The following is a 17,657-nucleotide window of genomic DNA, read 5'->3' as shown; positions in this document are numbered from 1 at the left end:
TATTCATATGGTTCCCAATTCATATAAAGAAAACTCCCTAACTCGCCAGTATCACGTACGATACACGTGCGTGCCAGTACTGGCATTTTTCCACAGGACGCAGTCATGTTTGACCAAGAGTTATACGTTTTGCTGTTATAAAGAAAAACGGGCAAAATGCCCGTTCAATAAAACTAAAGAATTTGTTTGAATTCTTCGATAAGAAGTGGAACAACCTCGAATAAGTCGCCTACAATACCGTAGTCAGCAACACTGAAAATGTTTGCTTCCGGGTCTTTGTTTACTGCCACAATAACTTTTGAATTTGACATTCCTGCTAAGTGTTGGATTGCTCCAGAAATACCGAATGCGAAGTATAGATCTGGTGTAACGACTTTACCTGTTTGACCGATTTGAAGTGAATAATCACAGTATCCAGCATCACATGCACCACGAGATGCACCAACTGCACCACCTAGTAGATCGGCAAGCTCTTGTAGTGGTTCAAAACCTTCAGCACTTTTCACACCACGTCCACCAGCAACAATAACGTTTGCTTCCGAAAGGTCAACACCTGTCGTAGTTTTTCTAACTACTTCTTTTACAATGGTACGAAGATCTTTAATGTCAACATCAAGTTCGGAAACGTCCCCACTACGTGATTCGTCTTTTTCAAGTGCTTTAATGTTATTCGGCCGAATGGTTGCAATAAGTGTACCTTCTTTTGATTTTTGCTTTTCAAACGCTTTACCAGAATAGATTGGACGAACGAACGTAACATCGTCACCGTCAACTTCAACTGCTGTAGCGTCAGAAATTAAGCCTGCTTCTAATTTAGCAGCAATTTTTGGTGACAAGTCTTTACCAATTGAAGTATGACCCATCACAACTGAATCTGGGCTTTCATTTTCAATCACTTGTAATAATGCTTGTGAATAACCGTCTGGAGTGTAGTCTTTCAGTTTTTCATTATTTACTACGATTACACGGTCAGCACCGTATGTAATAAGTTCATTACCAAGTTCTGTGACATTGTCGCCAAAGATTGCACCAACAACTTCACCGCCGTTGGAAATTTCTTTACCTGCAGCGATCGCTTCGAATGATACGTTACGTAATTCCCCGCCGCGAGCTTCACCTAATACTAACACTTTCTTTGCCATTACTATCCCTCCGTATAATGGTTTCCCAATATTAAGTCTGTTCGTGTCCTATTCGATTCGAGTTAAATCACTTTTGCTTCGCTTCTAAGCAGTTCAACAAGCTCTTTTACTTGATCAGCGATTTCACCTTCAAGAACTTTACCCGCTTGTTTCTCTGGTGGCAAATAGCGTTCTACTGTTTCTGTTTTTGCTTCGACGTCATCTTCATCGATGTCTAAATCATCAAGATCAATTTCTTCAAGCGGCTTTTTCTTCGCTTTCATAATTCCTGGAAGAGACGGGTAGCGTGGTTCGTTTAAGCCTTGTTGTGCTGTTACGAGCACCGGGAGCTTCGTTTCGATGATTTCTTGGTCACCTTCAACGTCACGCTCAATCGTTACATTTTCTCCGTCGATATCCAGCTTCGTAATTGTAGTTACACAAGGAATGTCAAGTAATTCAGCTAAGCGCGGGCCAACTTGTCCAGTACTTTTATCTACGGATACGTTTCCACCAAGAATGAGGTCATATTCTTTATCCTCAAAATATTTCGCTAAAATCACTGAAGTTGTAAATTGGTCTGTTTCATCTAAGTCTTCGCTATTGATTAAAACAGCTTTATCTGCGCCCATCGCAAGTGCTGTTCTTAATTCTTTTTCGGCATCTTCGTCTCCGACTGTAACGACTGTTACTTCTCCACCTAAGTCGTCACGCTTTTGAATCGCTTCTTCAATCGCATATTCGTCGTAAGGATTAATAATAAATTCCGCTCCGTCATCTACTACGGCGCCGTTTTGAATATCAATTTTTTCTTCTGTGTCAAACGTTCTTTTCATAATGACATAAATGTTCATTGTATGCCCTCCTAAAAATTAAGTTTAATATTAAAGAATGACACGTGCCCGCTTTTATATTCTTACAAAAAGCATTTTAGCACAACCAAAACGAAGTTGCATTATTTGTTTATGAATTTTGAATTACGTTTTTTACAATTAATGTTTAATCTCCCTTTAATCCGTTCAACAAAAGCTTGTGAATCGGCTTTGCAAGTGAGATTAAATCGTACTTTCTATCTTTCATAACCCAAGTTGTGACAGTTTCGTCAATAGTTCCAAAAATCATTTGCCTCGCAAGACGCTTATCTAAGTTTGGGCTAAAAATTCCTTCTTGCTTGCCTTCCTCAATTAAGTCATCCATTATTGCCAAAAAGTTTTTTAACACTTCACTAATTTTTGCGCGAAGTCGTTTATCTGATTGCCTCAATTCAAGTTGAGTGACAACTGCCCAATATTGATTTTCACTTAAGTTTTTAAAATGAATTTCAACGAGGGCAAACAATTTCTCTTCAACAGTTGTTTTTGTAAGCATCGCTTTTTCGAGGCGTTCAACATAAAGTCCCATTTTTTCGCGAAAAAGGGAAATTAATATATCTTCTTTGTTTTTGAAATAAAGATAAATCGTACCATCTGCAACTTTTGCTCTTTTAGCAATTTTTGAAACTTGTGCTTGGTGAAAACCGTTTTCGGCTATTACTTCTGCCGCTGCATCAATAATCTGATTGTATTTTGGACCTCTACCTTTCCCTAATCTAGTCACATTCTTTTCCCCTTTTCCCACGACATGAATGATGATTCATTCATTATTTATTTTAACGTATCGTTCATTCCTGTCAATGACCGTTAGTTACGTGTAAAAAAGAAGATAAACAATCCCTGCGACAAAAAATATTCCACAAAATACGAGGAGTACCTTCCATAGTGTTTCCATATTCTCACCTTTCATGAAATCATTTTTCGACTCATCTGCTATGTTTTTTATAGTAGATGAGTCTCCGCTTATCAAAGTGTCTAAGTTGAAGTACTTTTAACAAGGACATCTACATGCTAGTCCCGCTCTAGTGTTGATTATCTTAGCTCGACGATCGTGACTCCGAGTCCTCCTTCTCCCTCTCGGCCGAGCCTAATCGATTTTACATTAGGATGGCGTTGCAAAAGTTCATGAACTCCTTTTCGCAATGCACCCGTTCCTTTCCCATGGATTATTGCTACTTTCGAATAGCCAGCAAGAACAGCATCGTCCAAATAACGATCAACTTCGACTTGAGCATCTTCATAACGTTTCCCACGTAAATCTAATTCTGTTTTCACGACAGGCTTATTCCCTTTTACAGAAATGAAGGAGCGCTCGCCTTCTGGTTTTTTCGGTGCAATCTTTTTAAGTTGTGAAGCGTTCACGTTTACTTTCATTATGCCGACTTGAACGAGATATTCGCCGTCATCAATTTGTTCTATAATCGAGCCTTTTTGTGATAAATGTGTGAGTTCTACGTCATCACCAATCGCAAATTTCTCTCGTGTTTTTTGCTTCGATACATTTTGTTTCCTCTCAACTAGTTGGGGGGAAGCAGCTTCAAGACGCTTTTTAGCTTCGATAAGCTTGTGTTCTTTTACACCATTTTTTCGATATTCACGTAGCTCCTTTATAATCGACTCTGCTTCTATTTTTGCAAATTCAACAGCATCTTTCGCTTTCTGTTCAGCTGCCTTCAACATACGGTCTTTTTCCTTTTCAAACGTTTGACGTTCAGCTTCATATTGCCGTTTATCTATTTCTACTTCGTTACGAATTCGTTTCGCTTCCGCTAATTCGCGCTCCGCTTTGTTTTTCGTCTTTTCAAGTTCAATAATCATATTGTCAACGCTCGTTGTTTCACTTGAAACTTGGCGTTTCGCAGCATCAATAATGCTTGCTTTCAAGCCCAATCGCTTCGAGATTTCAAACGCATTGCTTCGTCCCGGTACACCGATAAGAAGCTTATACGTCGGCTTTAATGTCTTAGCGTTAAACTCCACACTCGCATTGATGACACTTTCGCGATTATATGCATAGGCCTTCAATTCGCTATAATGGGTTGTCGCGACACAGCGTGCACCTATATGGTGAACATGATCTAAAATCGCAATCGCTAAGGCGGCACCTTCTTCTGGATCCGTTCCTGCACCAAGCTCATCAAACAGCACTAAACTTCGTTCGTTGATGTGATTTAAGATTGAAACGATATTCGTCATATGCGACGAAAACGTACTGAGACTCTGTTCAATCGATTGTTCATCTCCAATATCTGCAAATATGTGCTCAAATACCGTCGCTTCAGAACCTTCCGCCACTGGAATATGAAGTCCGGCTTGCGCCATAAGGGTTAGTAAGCCGACTGTTTTTAATGTAACCGTTTTTCCCCCAGTATTCGGTCCAGTAATTACAATCGTGTCATATGAACCGCCAAGTTCAAGTGAAATAGGCACGACTTCTTCACTTGGAATGAGTGGATGGCGCGCAGAATCATAACGCAAATAGCGGTTTTGATTTAGCTTTGGTTTCGTTGCATTTACTTTTTTTGCATAAGCTGCTTTTGCAAATATAAAATCCAACATCGCAAGTTGCTTAACGTTTAGTTGGAGCGTATCTGAATATGAAGCAACTTTTTCAGATAACGCAAATAAAATTTTTTCAATTTCTACCCGTTCTTTCGCTTGTGCTTCCCTTAATTGATTATTGATCATAACGACAGCGTTTGGTTCAATAAACAATGTTTGACCTGAAGCGGATTGATCGTGAACAATTCCACCAAATGAAGATCTGTACTCTTGTTTGACCGGTATGACATAGCGATCATTGCGAATCGTTATAATTGAATCCGACAGCTTTTTTTGATTATCACTTAAACGAATAAGTTGCTCGAGTTTTTCACGAATTCGTGATTCGTAACTCCTTAACTGATTTCGGACAAGCTTTAGTTCTGGACTTGCATCATCTGAAATGCGTCCGTCTCGATCAATACATCGACGGATTTCCATTTCTAATGCATTGCAAGGTTCAATTTGCGTACAATGTTCAATTAAGATCGGTACATCTGCTTCATCGTCAGCTTGTACTGACTCAATAAATTTTTTTAGTCGGCGTGCGCCGTGAAGTGTCGTTTCGATTTCAACTAACTCATTTTCATTCAGCATGCCACCAATAACGGATCGTTGAACTGCTGCCCGAACATCTCGAATCCCACCAAATGGCGCTTGTCCTTTAAGACGAATGACCGTTAACGCTTCATCTGTTTCCTCTAATGCGTGTGCAACCTGTTCGAAGTGAAAAAAAGGCAGTAATTCACTTACTTTCTCTTTTCCAAGTGTCGTCGCTGCGTGTTTTTGTAATTGCTCTTTAATTTTATCAAATTCTAAAAGATGCAGCATTCTCTTTAGCAACATTCCATCCTCCTGCCCGTTAAGTTTGAGAACTAAGCAAGTGCTGACGCAGTTCAGAAAGTGAATATGTGTTTAATACGGTTTCTTTTCGAATCCAACCTTTTTTAGCCGTTGCAATACCGTACTTGATATGATCCAAGGTCTGTGTCTTATGTGCATCTGTATTAATCGCAATCTTCACACCTTTTTTCTGAGCTTTTTCAAGCCATTCAGGAGCTAAATCAAGCCTGTGCGGGTTGCTATTTAACTCCAACGCCGTATTCGTTTCTTTTGCGACTTCAATTAGCATGTCAAGGTCAACATTGTAACCTTCTCTTCTTCCAATTAATCTCCCCGTAGGATGTGCGATTAAATCGACATGTACATTTTTCAAAGCGTTAATGAGTCGCTGCATAATCTTATCTTTGTTTTGCGAAAATGCGGAATGAATCGCAGCAATAACAAAGTCAGACTCAGCTAACAATTCATCGTCAAAATCTAGCGTTCCGTCTGGCAAAATGTCCATTTCTGTGCCCGTTAAAATTGTAAAATTTGAAAACGTTTCATTTAACCGTTTAATTTCTTCGCGTTGCTGTTTCACTCGATCTGGTGTTAAACCGTTCGCTACTTTTAAAGATTGTGAGTGATCTGTAATCGCAATATATTCGTAGCCTTTTTCGATTGCGGCTTTTGCCATTTCTTCAATTGTATGCGCCCCATCACTCCACGTCGTGTGCATGTGCAAGTCACCTTTTACGTCGTACAATTCAATCAAATCGACATGTTGTTTAAATTGCTCAATTTCACCTGTTCCTTCGCGAACTTCTGGTGGAATATAATGCAATTGAAAATGTTGAAACAACTCTGCTTCAGAAGCAAACGTCAACCATTCGCCACCGCCTGTTTCAACCCCATATTCACTAATCTTTTCTCCTTTCATTTTTGCAAGTTGACGCATCGCGATATTATGATGTTGGGATCCAGTAAAGTGGTGCAAGGTTGTGCTAAATTCGTACGGTTCTATGAGACGAAAATCGACTTGGATTGGATACTCATACGCTAATTCTAGCGTTACTTTTGTTTCTCCAGAAGCAATAACCGCCTCTACCTTTTTAAACTTTTTAAGCTTTTCAGCAACAGAACGTGGCTCCTTCGTTGCAATTACAAAATCTAAATCTTTAACCGTTTCGCGAAAGCGGCGATAGCTTCCCGCTACAGAAAATTGTTCAATTTCTTGGATGAGCGACAGTTGCTGTTCGATCTCTTCAACAATCGGAATCACCATCCAAATTGGAAAACGGTTTGGACCTTTTTGATGTTCATGAATCGCCGAAAGAATGTTTTCTTCTGTCCGCTTTCCGAAGCCTGGTAATGTTCGCACTTGATTTTTCTCACATGCTTGTTGCAATGACAGCAAATCCGTAATTTGCAACTGCTTATATAACGTTGCAATTTTTTTCCCACCGAGACCAGGTATTTTCAATAGTTGTAAAAGGCTCTCAGGCACTTCCTCTCTTAACTGTTCAAAAAGGCTCGACTTCCCAGTCTCTAGTAATTCATTGATTACTGTAGCCGTTCCTTTACCGATCCCTTTTATTTTCTCGACATCATCGATTTGTGCCATACTTCTTACATCTTCTTCAAGTGCTCGCGCTGCTCGCCGATATGCCGCAATTTTAAATGGATTTTCCCCTTTAATTTCCAGATATAAACTAATCATTTCCAACGTTTGTACTACTTCTTTTTTGTTCATGTTCCACCTACTTTCATTCATGTAAACGTACAAAAACTTCCCCAAAGGAGAAGTTGTTTTATCTTTAGCACGTACTCACAAATTCACAATTTTTAATAAACGATACATCATAATCTGTTATTCAACGTAACAATCGTCTGTAATTAGTGCACTCAAACGGACATTAGGAACCTGATAAGCCTCGCTAACCTTGAGCTAACGCTAATGGTAGTCGCGCTTTAACTAAGCCAGAGTTCTTGAAGGTGAGCTGAGAAATAAGGTGTATGTTTAATGATGATTTGTGCGATGAATGAATTGTTAAACGTATTTTGGAGGGATTCATTCGGTATAATCGCTGCAATGTACAAAAAGATAAACACGATTAGATAAATTTCTAAAAAGCCGAGTACTCCGCCAAGCCAACCATTGATCGTTCGCAAAATGGGCAAGTCAGCTAGAAAGTCTAACATCGATCCTAGTATGTGCATCGCAATTTTTGTTCCGAAAAACAAAATCGCAAACGCAATCCCTTTATAATAAATATCTTCGACATTTAGTATACTTAACACCGTACTCGTACCGTCACCTAAATTCGGATAAGGAATCCATAGTTTCAATTTCGGTGCAAGGTCATCAAAAAAAACATATGCCATAATGAGTGAGACGATAAATCCGCTTAGATGAACAATCTGTAGCACTAATCCTCTTCTTAATCCGATGAGAAAACCGCAAAGAAGTAAAAGTATTAAAATTAAATCAACCATTGTCTATTCCTCAATTTTTCACTTCTTTTTTTAAACGCTCTAACTCTTCCTCACATTTTAGCAGTTCGTTTACAGTGTTTAAAGCCGTCAAAACTGCTAATTTACGTGTATCTAAATTTTGATTTTTTTCTTTAATTTCTCGCATTTTGTTATCGACAATTGAAGCAACTTTATAAATATGCTCAGGGTTTTCATAACCGACAATTGTATACTTCTCACCGTAAATTTCAACAGTAGAACGTGTTTTTTCTTTATCCTCCGTCACATGAAGTCCTCCTCTAGCAAAAGAGTCTTATATCCATCATACCATGAGCTACAACGCATTAAAATAGGGTACGATGCTAGAAAAGCTCTATCTGTTATAATATGGAATACTGACGTTTTTGTCACGTCTCAACCGTCCGTAAAACCCTCGCTTTAAAACTTGAAATATGTCGAAGAGGTCTAAGCGAGGGATAACGGGCACTAAATACCTGATAAGTCTTGCTAACCATCAGTGGTGAAACCGGTTCGAAGACTAAGGACACCCCATCGTCATGACCCACTTCTTGTAGACCTAAACCACCACCGTTGGAAGTTTCGCTTTATCACGAAAGGAGCTCATTCTAATATGGCAACAATCGTATTGAACATGTTACACCAACAGATTGAATTGATAAAATCGCATTATGCCTCATACATAACTGAAAAAGTTCCACCGGGCAGTCTATTCCAAGCAAAACTACCGAACTGTACAATTACAGCGTACCGTTCAGGGAAAGTGATGTTTCAAGGAAAAAGTGCCGAAAAAGAAGCAGCTCAATGGCAGGCTCATGCCGTACCAAACGAGAAAAAACAAAGATCGACCGATCAGCATCAGTGGGCGCCACCCAAAGAGATTGAACATTTATCGATGATCGGATCTGACGAAGTCGGAACAGGTGATTATTTCGGTCCGGTGACAATCGCTGCCGCATTCGTACATAACAATCAAGTTGACTTACTAAAAGAATTAGGTGTGAAGGACTCAAAATATTTATCAGATCTACAAATTACAAACATTGCGAAAGATTTAATCCAAACGATTCCGTATAGTTTATTAATTTTACATAATAAAAAGTATAACGAATTACAACGCTCAGGAATGAGTCAAGGGAAAATGAAAGCGATGCTACATAACCGAGCACTTCTCAACGTTATTGAAAAAGTTGACGGCCGTTACGATGGTATATTAATTGATCAATTTGCTAACCCTGACGTTTATTTCCGTTATTTGTCGTCAGAGAAACAAGTTGTGAAGTCAGTCTATTTTGCTACACGAGCGGAAGGGCTACATCTTTCAGTTGCTGCGGCATCAATTATTGCCCGCTACAGCTTTATAACAGAAATGAATAAACTTAGCAATCAACTCGGTATATCTTTACCAAAAGGTGCAGGAAAACAAGTCGATGAAGCTGCTGCTCAACTCATCATTGATAACGGTGAACACGTATTGACGCAATGTGCAAAACTCCACTTTGCGAATACACAAAAAGCAATTAATCTTGCAAAGCGAAAACGTCAATCGCTTAAATAAGACAGATAATAAATTTAGATGGATAAACGTGTGTATTTATTCGGAATGGTTGAATTCGTGATCGGAGGGCTTTTAGATTTAATTGCGACGAATTTAAATATTACAATCGGACAAGCCGGACGGTTAATTACGATTTTTTCGTTCGTTTTTGTACTCGCTGGTCCGGTTCTTCTTTATGTCACTGGCCGAGTGAAGCGAACGAACGATCTTCACCTTTTTCGGTAGCTTACTTGCGTTATTTAGCGCAACATATGCACTTCTCGTACTTTTAAGAGTAGTCACTGTAGCAATCGGGGCATTACTTACCGTTCTTTATATTACGCTAACAGCTAATATCGTAAAACCATTATGGGAATTAGCGGTTCAATCGTATTAGGCGTTCCGATTGGGGGTTTTCCCGAACATTAGTTCGAATAACGTGCGCCATTTTTCGTTATTATGATCCTAACAGTCGCATTAATGGGGGGTGTGTTTTTTCTTTTAAGAAAAATAGATTCGTCACCGCCTATCCCACTAAAACAACAGATTGCAATATTGAAAAACAGAAGCGAATTATTTGCCATTTCACGACATTTTTCTTTTTAGCTGGACATTTTATTCTTTATAGTTTTTTAACACCTTTTTCATCGAAGATTTTAGTGCCGATCGATATGGAACAGAACGAACGATCATTACCTCTACAATCTTATTAAGCGTGATAATGCTTCTTATCCCTTACTCGGCCAATGTTCTACCGTTATTTCATCGCGTTAATCATTTGGGGGGGTTATGAGTTGGACGATTACTCCACCTGTCCAAAGCTACCTACACCAGAAAACATCTACTATCCAACAAAGTTTAAATAACTTCGCTTTGCATTTCGGAATCGCATTTGGCACGCTCATCGGGAGCTTTGTCATCAAACAGTTTTCAGTTAAACATAACGCAACGTTTGGATCGTTTTTCATCGTACTACCATTACTTTCGATTTTGCTTGCAATGCGTACACGACGACTAGCACCGATCACTTCTAAACAAAATATTAAATAATACACATTTGGGACACGCTTTTAGAGTGTCCTTTTTCTAATTTTACTTATTAAGCCTTTATAAAAACATAATCAACAGCAGTGAAACTAAGAAATTAGTTCTACATGTTTTATACCTTCATTTGTCGTGTTTTTGTCTATGTTTACATTTCATACGGTTGGAAAAACATTGCGAACTTACAAGACCCTGCTGGTCCACAAGGAACGAACGGTTCAGGTGGATCTGGTGGTAGTAGCGGTTCAGGCAGTGATACAGATGGAAAAGGTAAATCTGCCCAAGGTGGAAAGCTACCAAAAACTGCAACGAGTCTACCGACTCTCATTCTAATCGGTGCTCTTCTTGCATCGTTTAGTAGTATGTAATTCTTACGTCGTCGAAAAGCGATTGAATAAAACCTTTGATAAACATCGAAAAAATACAAAACAGGTGGAGATTTTTTCGCCACCTGTTTTGCTTTTGAAAGATACGATTTAGCTTCTTAGCTGTGCATCGTAGCGTTCTTTTAATTCGGTTAATATTTGCTCGTGCACGGTTGTAACTTCTTCTTCAGTTAACGTTTGTTCTGGATTTAAATAGAGTAGCGAGAAGGCGATTGATTTCTTTCCTGTGGCAAGGTGTTCGCCTGCGTACACATCAAAAACGTTCACTTCTTTCAGTAATTTTCCGCCCGCTTCTTTAATCGTTGTTTGCAAAGCACCTGCAGAAATTGTTTCGTCAACGACGAGTGCAATGTCACGTGAAACGGAAGGATATTTTGGTAAAATTTCATAATGAACTTCAGCGTCTACTTCAGCAAAAAGCTTCTCAAGTGAAAGTTCAAAGACGTACGTTTCTTGAATGTCAAGCTTCGCTTGCAATGTTGGATGGATTTGTCCAACGAAGCCAATGACTTGATCATTCACTGAAATAATCGCTGTGCGCCCTGGATGCATGCCGTCCCGTTTACCCTGCACAAACGAAACCTTCTCACTCAGACCGAGTACTGAGAACATTCCTTCCAAAATCCCTTTTACAACAAAAAAGTCAACTTGCTTCGTTTCGCCTTGCCATTTATTTTCAAGCCAAGCACCAGTAAAGACAGCGGCAAGGTACTCTTCTTCAGCCGGTAAACTTGTCAACTTCTCTTCTTCTGTTAAGTAAGCTGATGCCATTTCAAACAACGCAAGATTTGTTTGCTGGCGGTTAAGATTGTATTCTAAGGCTTCAAGGAGTCCAGGAAGCAGCGTCGTTCTTAAAACTGAACGTTCTTCACTCATCGGCATCGCAAGGCGAATTTCTTTAAACCGCTCGTCAAATCCAAACAAACGGTTTTTTTCCACTGTCGTTAACGAATACGTCGTCGCTTGATAAAGCCCTGCTCCTTCTAGATATCGTCTCACTTTTCGATGGTTTTCTTGATACGGAGTTAAACCACCAGGTTGTGATTCACTGACCGGTAACGTGACAGGAATTTCGTCATACCCGTACAAGCGTGCAACTTCCTCAATTAAATCTTCCGGGATCGATAAGTCTGGACGGCGCGTTGGGATTGTAACCGTAAACGTACCGCGATTTTCTTCAAAGTCAAAACGTAACCGTTCAAAAATTTGCGCGATCGTTTCACTTGAAATCGATGTGCCAAGAACATCGTTTATGTGCTTAGAAGTCACTTCAATTTGCTTTAACGAAACTTTTCTCTCTCCCGCTTCGGCAACGCCGTCAACAACACGTCCACCAGCTAGTTGTTCCATTAATGCAAGAGCCCGCATTCCTGCTTCATACACACGGTTACGAGCGATGCCTTTTTCGAAACGTGTACTCGCTTCACTGCGAAGTCCTAATTGCTTTGATGCAGTCCGAACGATTTGACCGTTGAAATACGCCGCTTCAAGTAAAATTGTCGTCGTATCCTCTTGAACTTCAGATGATGCTCCGCCCATGACACCTGCTACAGCCACCGGTTCCTTTCCATTCGTAATCGCAAGCATAGTTTCTGATAACTTTCGTTCCTCTCCATCCAACGTTTTAACTTGCTCATCTTGTTTTGCACGGCGAACGAGAATTTCTTTTGAACCTAATCGCTCATAATCGAATGCATGCAATGGCTGACCATATTCGAGCAACACATAGTTCGTAATATCAACGACGTTATTAATCGGACGGATCCCCGCTGCAACTAACCTATTTACAAGCCATAAAGGCGACGGTCCAATTTTAACATCTTTTACGATAAAACCTGCGTAATAGGGGCAATCTTCCTTCGATTCAATACAAACTGAAACATAATCTGTCGCTTTTTCTTCTGTTTGGGAAATCGTAACGCTTGGCATTTTAATCTCTTGCTCTAAAATCGCCGCCACTTCATAAGCAACGCCGATCATACTTAGTGCATCTGCGCGATTTGGTGTTAAGTCAAATTCAAGTACGGTATCGTTCAAGCCTAACTCTTCTAACGCATCGATGCCGATTTCCGTTTGCTCAGAAAAAACAAAAATTCCTTCCGCATATTCTTTTGGTACGAGTTTGCTTTCAATTCCGAGTTCTTGAAGAGAGCAAATCATACCGTTTGACACTTCGCCCCGAAGTTTTACTTTTTTAATTTTCATTCCATTCGGCAAGCGGGCTCCCGGTTTTGCGACAGCTACTTTTTGCCCTGCAGCCACGTTAGGCGCACCACAAATTATTTGTAAAAGTTCACCTTCACCAACATCAACTTGACAAATGCTAAGTTTGTCCGCATTCGGATGCTGAATTCGTTCGACAACTTTACCGACGACGACGTTCGTTATCCCTTTATTCCTTACATGGACGGCATCGACTTCAATTCCACTACGTGTAATTTTTTCCGCTAATTGCTCTGGACTTATATTTGCTAAATCAACATAATCATTAAGCCAATTGTAACTGACTAACATGCTTCACTCTCTCCTTCGTTATGCTTGCTGAAATTGCTTTAAAAAGCGAACATCGTTTTGATAGAAATGGCGAATATCCTCAATCCCATATTTCAACATGGCAATTCGTTCTGGACCCATGCCAAATGCAAAGCCTGTATACTTTTTCGGATTAAAGCCTGACATTTCAAGAACATTCGGATGTACCATGCCTGCACCGAGAATTTCAATCCAACCTGTTCGCTTACAAACATTGCAACCATTTCCACCGCATTTGAAACAAGAAATGTCCATTTCAACAGATGGCTCAGTAAATGGGAAAAAGCTCGGGCGCAAACGAATTTCGCGTTCTTCTCCAAACAATTTTTTTGCAAACAGTGTGAGTGTTCCTTTCAAATCACTCATGCGAATATTCTCATCAACAACGAGTCCTTCAATTTGGGTAAATTGATGCGAATGTGTCGCATCGTCGTTATCACGACGATACACTTTACCAGGACAAATAATTTTTACGGGACCGACACCGTGATGTTTTTCCATCGTTCGCGCTTGCATCGGTGACGTTTGAGTTCGCAGCAAAATCTCTTCCGTAATATAAAATGAATCTTGCATATCGCGAGCTGGATGGTTTTTTGGCAAATTCAATGCTTCAAAGTTGTAATAATCGGTTTCCACCTCTGGACCTTCTGCAACTTGGTAACCCATTCTAATAAATAGATCTTCAATTTCCTCAATTACAGCGGTAAGTGGATGATGATTTCCGATTCGAACAGGTCTGCCTGGCAATGTCACATCAATCGTTTCTTCTTCAAGTTGCTTTTGAATGGCTAGTTCCTTCAATTCGGTCTGCTTTTTTTCAACGTTATCAGCAATTTCGTTGCGAACTTCGTTCACATATTGACCAATGATCGGACGTTCTTCAGCAGAAAGCTCTCCCATTCCTCTTAGCACTTCCGTTATCGGACCTTTTTTACCTAAATAAGCAACCCTCACATCTTGAAGCTCTTTCATTGATGTTGATTGTTTAATTTTTTCTAGCGCTTCTTGTTTTAACTCTAACAAACGTTCCTTCACGATTTTTTACCACCTTTTCTATAAAATAAAAAAGACCTTCACCCCATAAGGGACGAAGATCCGTCATTTCGCGTTACCACCCTACTTAACATGATATCCATGTTCGCTCATTCATCTAACGGTTTAAACCGATTCGCTTTTTAATCTGAGTTCAAAAAGGACTCTCTTTTTGAACAACCTCCATTCAGCGACGACTCAGGAGTGAATTCAATTGCATCATCCAGAGAAACACTTTCAGTCTCTGATGTTTCCTCCCTAGCTGGCGAGCGGCAATTTACTATGTTCCTTCATTGTCTTTTTGATTTTCAATTGGTTTAATCATATATAATTTTTCAAAAAATCGCAAGTCTACTGTTGAAAGCTATACATCAAAATCCCAGCTGCGACAGCAACATTCAAAGATTCCGCTTTCCCGTATATCGGAATATACACGTTATCATCACAAAGCGCAAGCAAGTTGTCACTCACTCCTGACCCTTCATTACCGACTATGAGACCGAATGTTTCCTGTTTTTGTACTAAGCGATAATCTGTTGCATGATGAAGAGCTGTCCCGAACACTTTTACTCCTACCTGCTGCAACTTTTGAACAACGTCTTCCAAATTTACTTCGTACACTGGTAAATGAAACAGTGAACCTTGTGTTGCACGGATCGTTTTCGAATTATATCGATCCGCACAGCCTTTTCCGAGAAATACAGCATCAAACCCAGCACTATCTGCCGTTCGAATCATCGTACCGACATTTCCCGGGTCTTGAACTTCATCGATTAATAAGTATTTTCCTTTGTTCAATTCCATTTCTTTTTCTTCTGACATATGGCAAACAGCAATAACCCCTTGCGGCGTATCTGTCTCACTGATCTCTTGAAACACATTGTTCGTCACTTGTATGACCGGTATCGAGTACGTATCGAACGGTACATGCTTTCGACTCTCATCAACAATAATCTTCGCTACACGTTGCTCTTCCTTTAACGCTTCTTGAATAAGATGATCGCCTTCAATTAAAAATTTACGTGCTTTTTTTCGACCTTTTTTTGTATGTAGCTTTCTCCATAACTTGACTCGTTCATTTTTCGTTGATTCAATCCGTTGCAATGATTTACCTCTCTTCTTACATATTCCATAATCATTAGGTAAAAATAAAGAAAAAGGAAATGGGAGTGATCAAACTAATGGATTTTAACTTAAGAGCAGCCATTTTAGATAATATTAAAGGCAGTGATGAAAAGCAGCTTGAACATACGATTGTTGATGCGATTCAAAGTGGTGAAGAAAAAATGTTGCCTGGTTTAGGTGTTTTATTTGAAGTGTTATGGCAAAACACTAGTCAAGAAGAACAACAAACCATATTAAAAAATATGGCTGAAGGACTACAGCAATAGACAGAATGAGAGCTTGCATCTGAATATCTAAGATGCAAGCTTATCTTTTTTCAGTTTGGCTTCCGCACATTTCACAACTTATAAACGCTTGTTATCCTCTACAAGTTGAAGTCAATCATACGTAATTTCGTTTACTTTATCACGGTCAAGTCTTTTCACAACTTCAACGATGAGTTTCACAGCATTTTCAAAGTCTTCGCGATGCAAAATGGCCGCATGCGTATGAATATAACGTGTCGCAATCGTGATCGATAATGCCGGAACTCCTTGCGCTGTCAAATGGATACTTCCAGAATCTGTTCCCCCACCTGGCACAAAATCCATTTGATACGGGATATTTTCTTTTTCTGCAATATCAACGACAAAATCACGCAGACCGCGATGAGCGACCATCGAAGCATCATACATAATGAGTTGTGGACCTTTCCCCGCTTTCGCTAACGCTTCTTTTTCAGTAACACCCGGCGTATCACCAGCAATCCCAACATCAACGGCAAATCCTATATCAGGTTGGATTTTATACGTTGATGTTTTAGCGCCGCGCAGACCGACTTCTTCTTGCACCGTACCGACACCGTATACAATGTTTGGATGGTTTTCATTTTGTAATTGGCGCAATACTTCAATCGCAATCGCACAGCCAATCCGATTGTCCCATGCTTTTGCCATTAGGAAATTTTCATTTTTCATAACGGTGAAATCACAGACGGGTGTGACAAAATCACCGGGTCGAATACCGAATTCTTCCGCTTCTCTTCGGCTAATTGCACCGACATCGATAAACATATCTTTTTTGTCGACAGGTTTTTTACGCGCTTCAGGTGTTAAAATATGCGGTGGTTTTGAACCGATGACACCAGGCACAATCCCTTTCCGTGTCACTACATTGACGCGCTGAGCAAGCATGACTTGTTCCCACCAGCCGCCTACCGTCTGAAAACGTAAAAAACCTTTATCATCAATACTTGTAACCATAAATCCGATTTCATCTAAATGACCTGCAATCATAACTTTCGGTCCATCTTCTTGACCGACTTTTTTTGCGATTAAACTGCCGAGATTATCTGTTGTCACTTCATCGGCGTACGGTGTTATGTACTTTTTCATCACTTCCCGTGGTTCATGTTCGTTCGCGGGAATACCGTGAGCATCGGTTAATTCTTTTAACATTGATAATGTTTCATCCAAATTAGACATAAATGAAAAGTCCTCCTTTTGTAAATTGCCCTCATCGTTTTCGTCAAATCTGACTTCTAGCTTCCGACCTCAGATCTCTAAATTAGTATCCTCGTTCTTGCCGCTCATGGTTAACTACATTTTTTTCTAAATAAGCCTTTTCAATATCTTGCTCGGAGAAACCTAGCATCGCACCGAGGGTGATATACTCTGAAAAAAGTGTACCATACATCTCAATAGACTGATCCGAATGTAATTTGGAAATACAGTTGTAAATCGTTAAAAATTGTTCAACCATATTCTTTACATTACATGAATCTCTTTTTGGTACATACGTTTCAAACCTAAGTACAAGTCCGAGCGAAAGAATAAAATGAATGCCATCAACATACTCTTCAAGGATTTCTGAGCGATGAGACGGGGGTTTTACGCTCCAGTACTTAAAGCAGCGTGTCTCATTCGCCAGCTCCCCAACTTCGACTTGTAAAGCGAGCAACCGCTCCGAAAAAAAATCACCAGTTAAGCAGTGCTTTTTCATAATTCGCGAATCAAGTTCGTGTTGCAATGCAAACAACTTCGTCCAATCGATTTCCATATTTCTTTCCATCTCCCACAACCATTTATGTCTCTATTATACAACATACATAGGAACAAAAAAGTTGGAAAATAGTAAATTTGCGTTTCATCTAGTATCAATTTTTCATCCTCTA

General features: G+C 39.7%; 17 protein-coding genes and 1 other annotated feature. Of the genes, 5 read left to right on the top strand and 12 right to left on the bottom strand.

The window, feature by feature from the left end; translation table 11 throughout:
• Positions 1–173: 173 nt before the first annotated feature.
• From ABU914_RS03240 to zapA, 7 genes are all read right to left on the bottom strand, one after another.
• Positions 174–1,142 (bottom strand): electron transfer flavoprotein subunit alpha/FixB family protein, encoded by a 969-nt coding sequence (locus ABU914_RS03240; RefSeq protein WP_379668321.1) that lies wholly within the window; start codon positions 1,140–1,142, stop codon positions 174–176.
• Positions 1,143–1,204: 62 nt separating this feature from the next.
• On the bottom strand, positions 1,205–1,975 hold the full coding sequence (locus tag ABU914_RS03235; RefSeq protein ID WP_379668320.1) for an electron transfer flavoprotein subunit beta/FixA family protein: 771 nt from the start codon (positions 1,973–1,975) through the stop codon (positions 1,205–1,207).
• Positions 1,976–2,120: 145 nt separating this feature from the next.
• Entirely contained in the window at positions 2,121–2,717 is a 597-nt protein-coding gene (locus ABU914_RS03230; RefSeq protein WP_379668319.1) for a fatty acid metabolism transcriptional regulator FadR, read from the bottom strand.
• A 308-nt stretch (positions 2,718–3,025) separates the two neighbouring features.
• Positions 3,026–5,380 (bottom strand): endonuclease MutS2, encoded by a 2,355-nt coding sequence (locus ABU914_RS03225; protein WP_379668318.1) that lies wholly within the window; start codon positions 5,378–5,380, stop codon positions 3,026–3,028.
• Between the two features lie 16 nt (positions 5,381–5,396).
• The gene (polX, locus tag ABU914_RS03220) at positions 5,397–7,109 is read right to left on the bottom strand and encodes a DNA polymerase/3'-5' exonuclease PolX (RefSeq protein ID WP_379668317.1); all 1,713 of its coding nucleotides are present in this window, start codon (positions 7,107–7,109) and stop codon (positions 5,397–5,399) included.
• A gap of 218 nt (positions 7,110–7,327) precedes the next feature.
• Positions 7,328–7,852, bottom strand: a complete 525-nt coding sequence (locus ABU914_RS03215; protein ID WP_379668316.1) for a CvpA family protein — start codon at positions 7,850–7,852, stop codon at positions 7,328–7,330.
• 10 nt (positions 7,853–7,862) lie between these two features.
• Positions 7,863–8,117, bottom strand: a complete 255-nt coding sequence (zapA, locus tag ABU914_RS03210) for a cell division protein ZapA (protein WP_379668315.1) — start codon at positions 8,115–8,117, stop codon at positions 7,863–7,865.
• A 345-nt stretch (positions 8,118–8,462) separates the two neighbouring features.
• Here zapA and rnhC point away from each other — a divergent pair, with 345 nt between their 5' ends.
• The 4 genes from rnhC to ABU914_RS03190 all read left to right on the top strand — a co-directional run bounded on the left by rnhC (position 8,463) and on the right by ABU914_RS03190 (position 10,798).
• Complete coding sequence (gene rnhC, locus ABU914_RS03205) at positions 8,463–9,407, top strand: ribonuclease HIII (protein ID WP_379668314.1); 945 nt, start codon at positions 8,463–8,465, stop codon at positions 9,405–9,407.
• 18 nt (positions 9,408–9,425) lie between these two features.
• Complete coding sequence (locus tag ABU914_RS03200; RefSeq protein WP_379668313.1) at positions 9,426–9,632, top strand: hypothetical protein; 207 nt, start codon at positions 9,426–9,428, stop codon at positions 9,630–9,632.
• Positions 9,633–10,175: 543 nt separating this feature from the next.
• Positions 10,176–10,436 carry a hypothetical protein gene (locus tag ABU914_RS03195; protein WP_379668312.1) on the top strand — a complete coding sequence of 87 codons (261 nt, stop codon included), beginning with the start codon at positions 10,176–10,178 and terminating at the stop codon, positions 10,434–10,436.
• A 104-nt stretch (positions 10,437–10,540) separates the two neighbouring features.
• Positions 10,541–10,798 (top strand): hypothetical protein, encoded by a 258-nt coding sequence (locus ABU914_RS03190; protein WP_379668311.1) that lies wholly within the window; start codon positions 10,541–10,543, stop codon positions 10,796–10,798.
• Between the two features lie 108 nt (positions 10,799–10,906).
• On the opposite strand, the gene pheT is transcribed toward ABU914_RS03190, so the two are convergent.
• From pheT to ABU914_RS03175, 3 genes are all read right to left on the bottom strand, one after another.
• A complete protein-coding gene (pheT, locus tag ABU914_RS03185; RefSeq protein WP_379668310.1) occupies positions 10,907–13,330 on the bottom strand; it encodes a phenylalanine--tRNA ligase subunit beta in 2,424 nt (807 codons plus the stop codon).
• 18 nt (positions 13,331–13,348) lie between these two features.
• Positions 13,349–14,383, bottom strand: coding sequence for a phenylalanine--tRNA ligase subunit alpha (gene pheS / locus ABU914_RS03180; RefSeq protein ID WP_379668309.1), 1,035 nt, complete (start codon positions 14,381–14,383; stop codon positions 13,349–13,351).
• Positions 14,384–14,428: 45 nt separating this feature from the next.
• Positions 14,429–14,683, bottom strand: a binding site (T-box leader).
• A 48-nt stretch (positions 14,684–14,731) separates the two neighbouring features.
• Entirely contained in the window at positions 14,732–15,484 is a 753-nt protein-coding gene (locus ABU914_RS03175; RefSeq protein WP_379668308.1) for a TrmH family RNA methyltransferase, read from the bottom strand.
• A 77-nt stretch (positions 15,485–15,561) separates the two neighbouring features.
• On the opposite strand from ABU914_RS03175, the gene sspI reads away from it, so the two are divergent.
• Positions 15,562–15,771, top strand: a complete 210-nt coding sequence (gene sspI, locus ABU914_RS03170; protein ID WP_379668307.1) for a small acid-soluble spore protein SspI — start codon at positions 15,562–15,564, stop codon at positions 15,769–15,771.
• Positions 15,772–15,882: 111 nt separating this feature from the next.
• Here sspI and ABU914_RS03165 read toward each other — a convergent pair whose 3' ends face one another.
• Positions 15,883–16,968, bottom strand: coding sequence for a M42 family metallopeptidase (locus tag ABU914_RS03165; protein WP_379668306.1), 1,086 nt, complete (start codon positions 16,966–16,968; stop codon positions 15,883–15,885).
• Between the two features lie 82 nt (positions 16,969–17,050).
• Entirely contained in the window at positions 17,051–17,542 is a 492-nt protein-coding gene (locus ABU914_RS03160) for a dUTP diphosphatase (RefSeq protein ID WP_379668305.1), read from the bottom strand.
• Positions 17,543–17,657 lie beyond the last annotated feature (115 nt).

The sequence above is a fragment of the Pueribacillus sp. YX66 genome (assembly GCF_041725775.1).
Lineage (GTDB): Bacteria > Bacillota > Bacilli > Bacillales > UBA6769 > Pueribacillus.
The sequence above is the reverse complement of the archived record's forward strand: the minus strand, read 5'-3'. Positions and strand labels throughout refer to the sequence as shown.

What these genes read in the sequence shown, in the direction of transcription:
- ABU914_RS03240 (WP_379668321.1), bottom strand. Translation starts at nt 1,142, where the DNA reads ATGGCAAAGAAAGTGTTAGTATTAGGTGAAGCTCGCGGCGGGGAATTA.
- ABU914_RS03235 (WP_379668320.1), bottom strand. Translation starts at nt 1,975, where the DNA reads ATGAACATTTATGTCATTATGAAAAGAACGTTTGACACAGAAGAAAAA.
- ABU914_RS03225 (WP_379668318.1), bottom strand. Translation starts at nt 5,380, where the DNA reads ATGTTGCTAAAGAGAATGCTGCATCTTTTAGAATTTGATAAAATTAAA.
- polX (WP_379668317.1), bottom strand. Translation starts at nt 7,109, where the DNA reads ATGAACAAAAAAGAAGTAGTACAAACGTTGGAAATGATTAGTTTATAT.
- ABU914_RS03215 (WP_379668316.1), bottom strand. Translation starts at nt 7,852, where the DNA reads ATGGTTGATTTAATTTTAATACTTTTACTTCTTTGCGGTTTTCTCATC.
- rnhC (WP_379668314.1), top strand. Translation starts at nt 8,463, where the DNA reads ATGGCAACAATCGTATTGAACATGTTACACCAACAGATTGAATTGATA.
- ABU914_RS03200 (WP_379668313.1), top strand. Translation starts at nt 9,426, where the DNA reads ATGGATAAACGTGTGTATTTATTCGGAATGGTTGAATTCGTGATCGGA.
- ABU914_RS03195 (WP_379668312.1), top strand. Translation starts at nt 10,176, where the DNA reads ATGAGTTGGACGATTACTCCACCTGTCCAAAGCTACCTACACCAGAAA.
- ABU914_RS03190 (WP_379668311.1), top strand. Translation starts at nt 10,541, where the DNA reads ATGTTTTATACCTTCATTTGTCGTGTTTTTGTCTATGTTTACATTTCA.
- pheT (WP_379668310.1), bottom strand. Translation starts at nt 13,330, where the DNA reads ATGTTAGTCAGTTACAATTGGCTTAATGATTATGTTGATTTAGCAAAT.
- sspI (WP_379668307.1), top strand. Translation starts at nt 15,562, where the DNA reads ATGGATTTTAACTTAAGAGCAGCCATTTTAGATAATATTAAAGGCAGT.
- ABU914_RS03165 (WP_379668306.1), bottom strand. Translation starts at nt 16,968, where the DNA reads ATGTCTAATTTGGATGAAACATTATCAATGTTAAAAGAATTAACCGAT.
- ABU914_RS03160 (WP_379668305.1), bottom strand. Translation starts at nt 17,542, where the DNA reads ATGGAAATCGATTGGACGAAGTTGTTTGCATTGCAACACGAACTTGAT.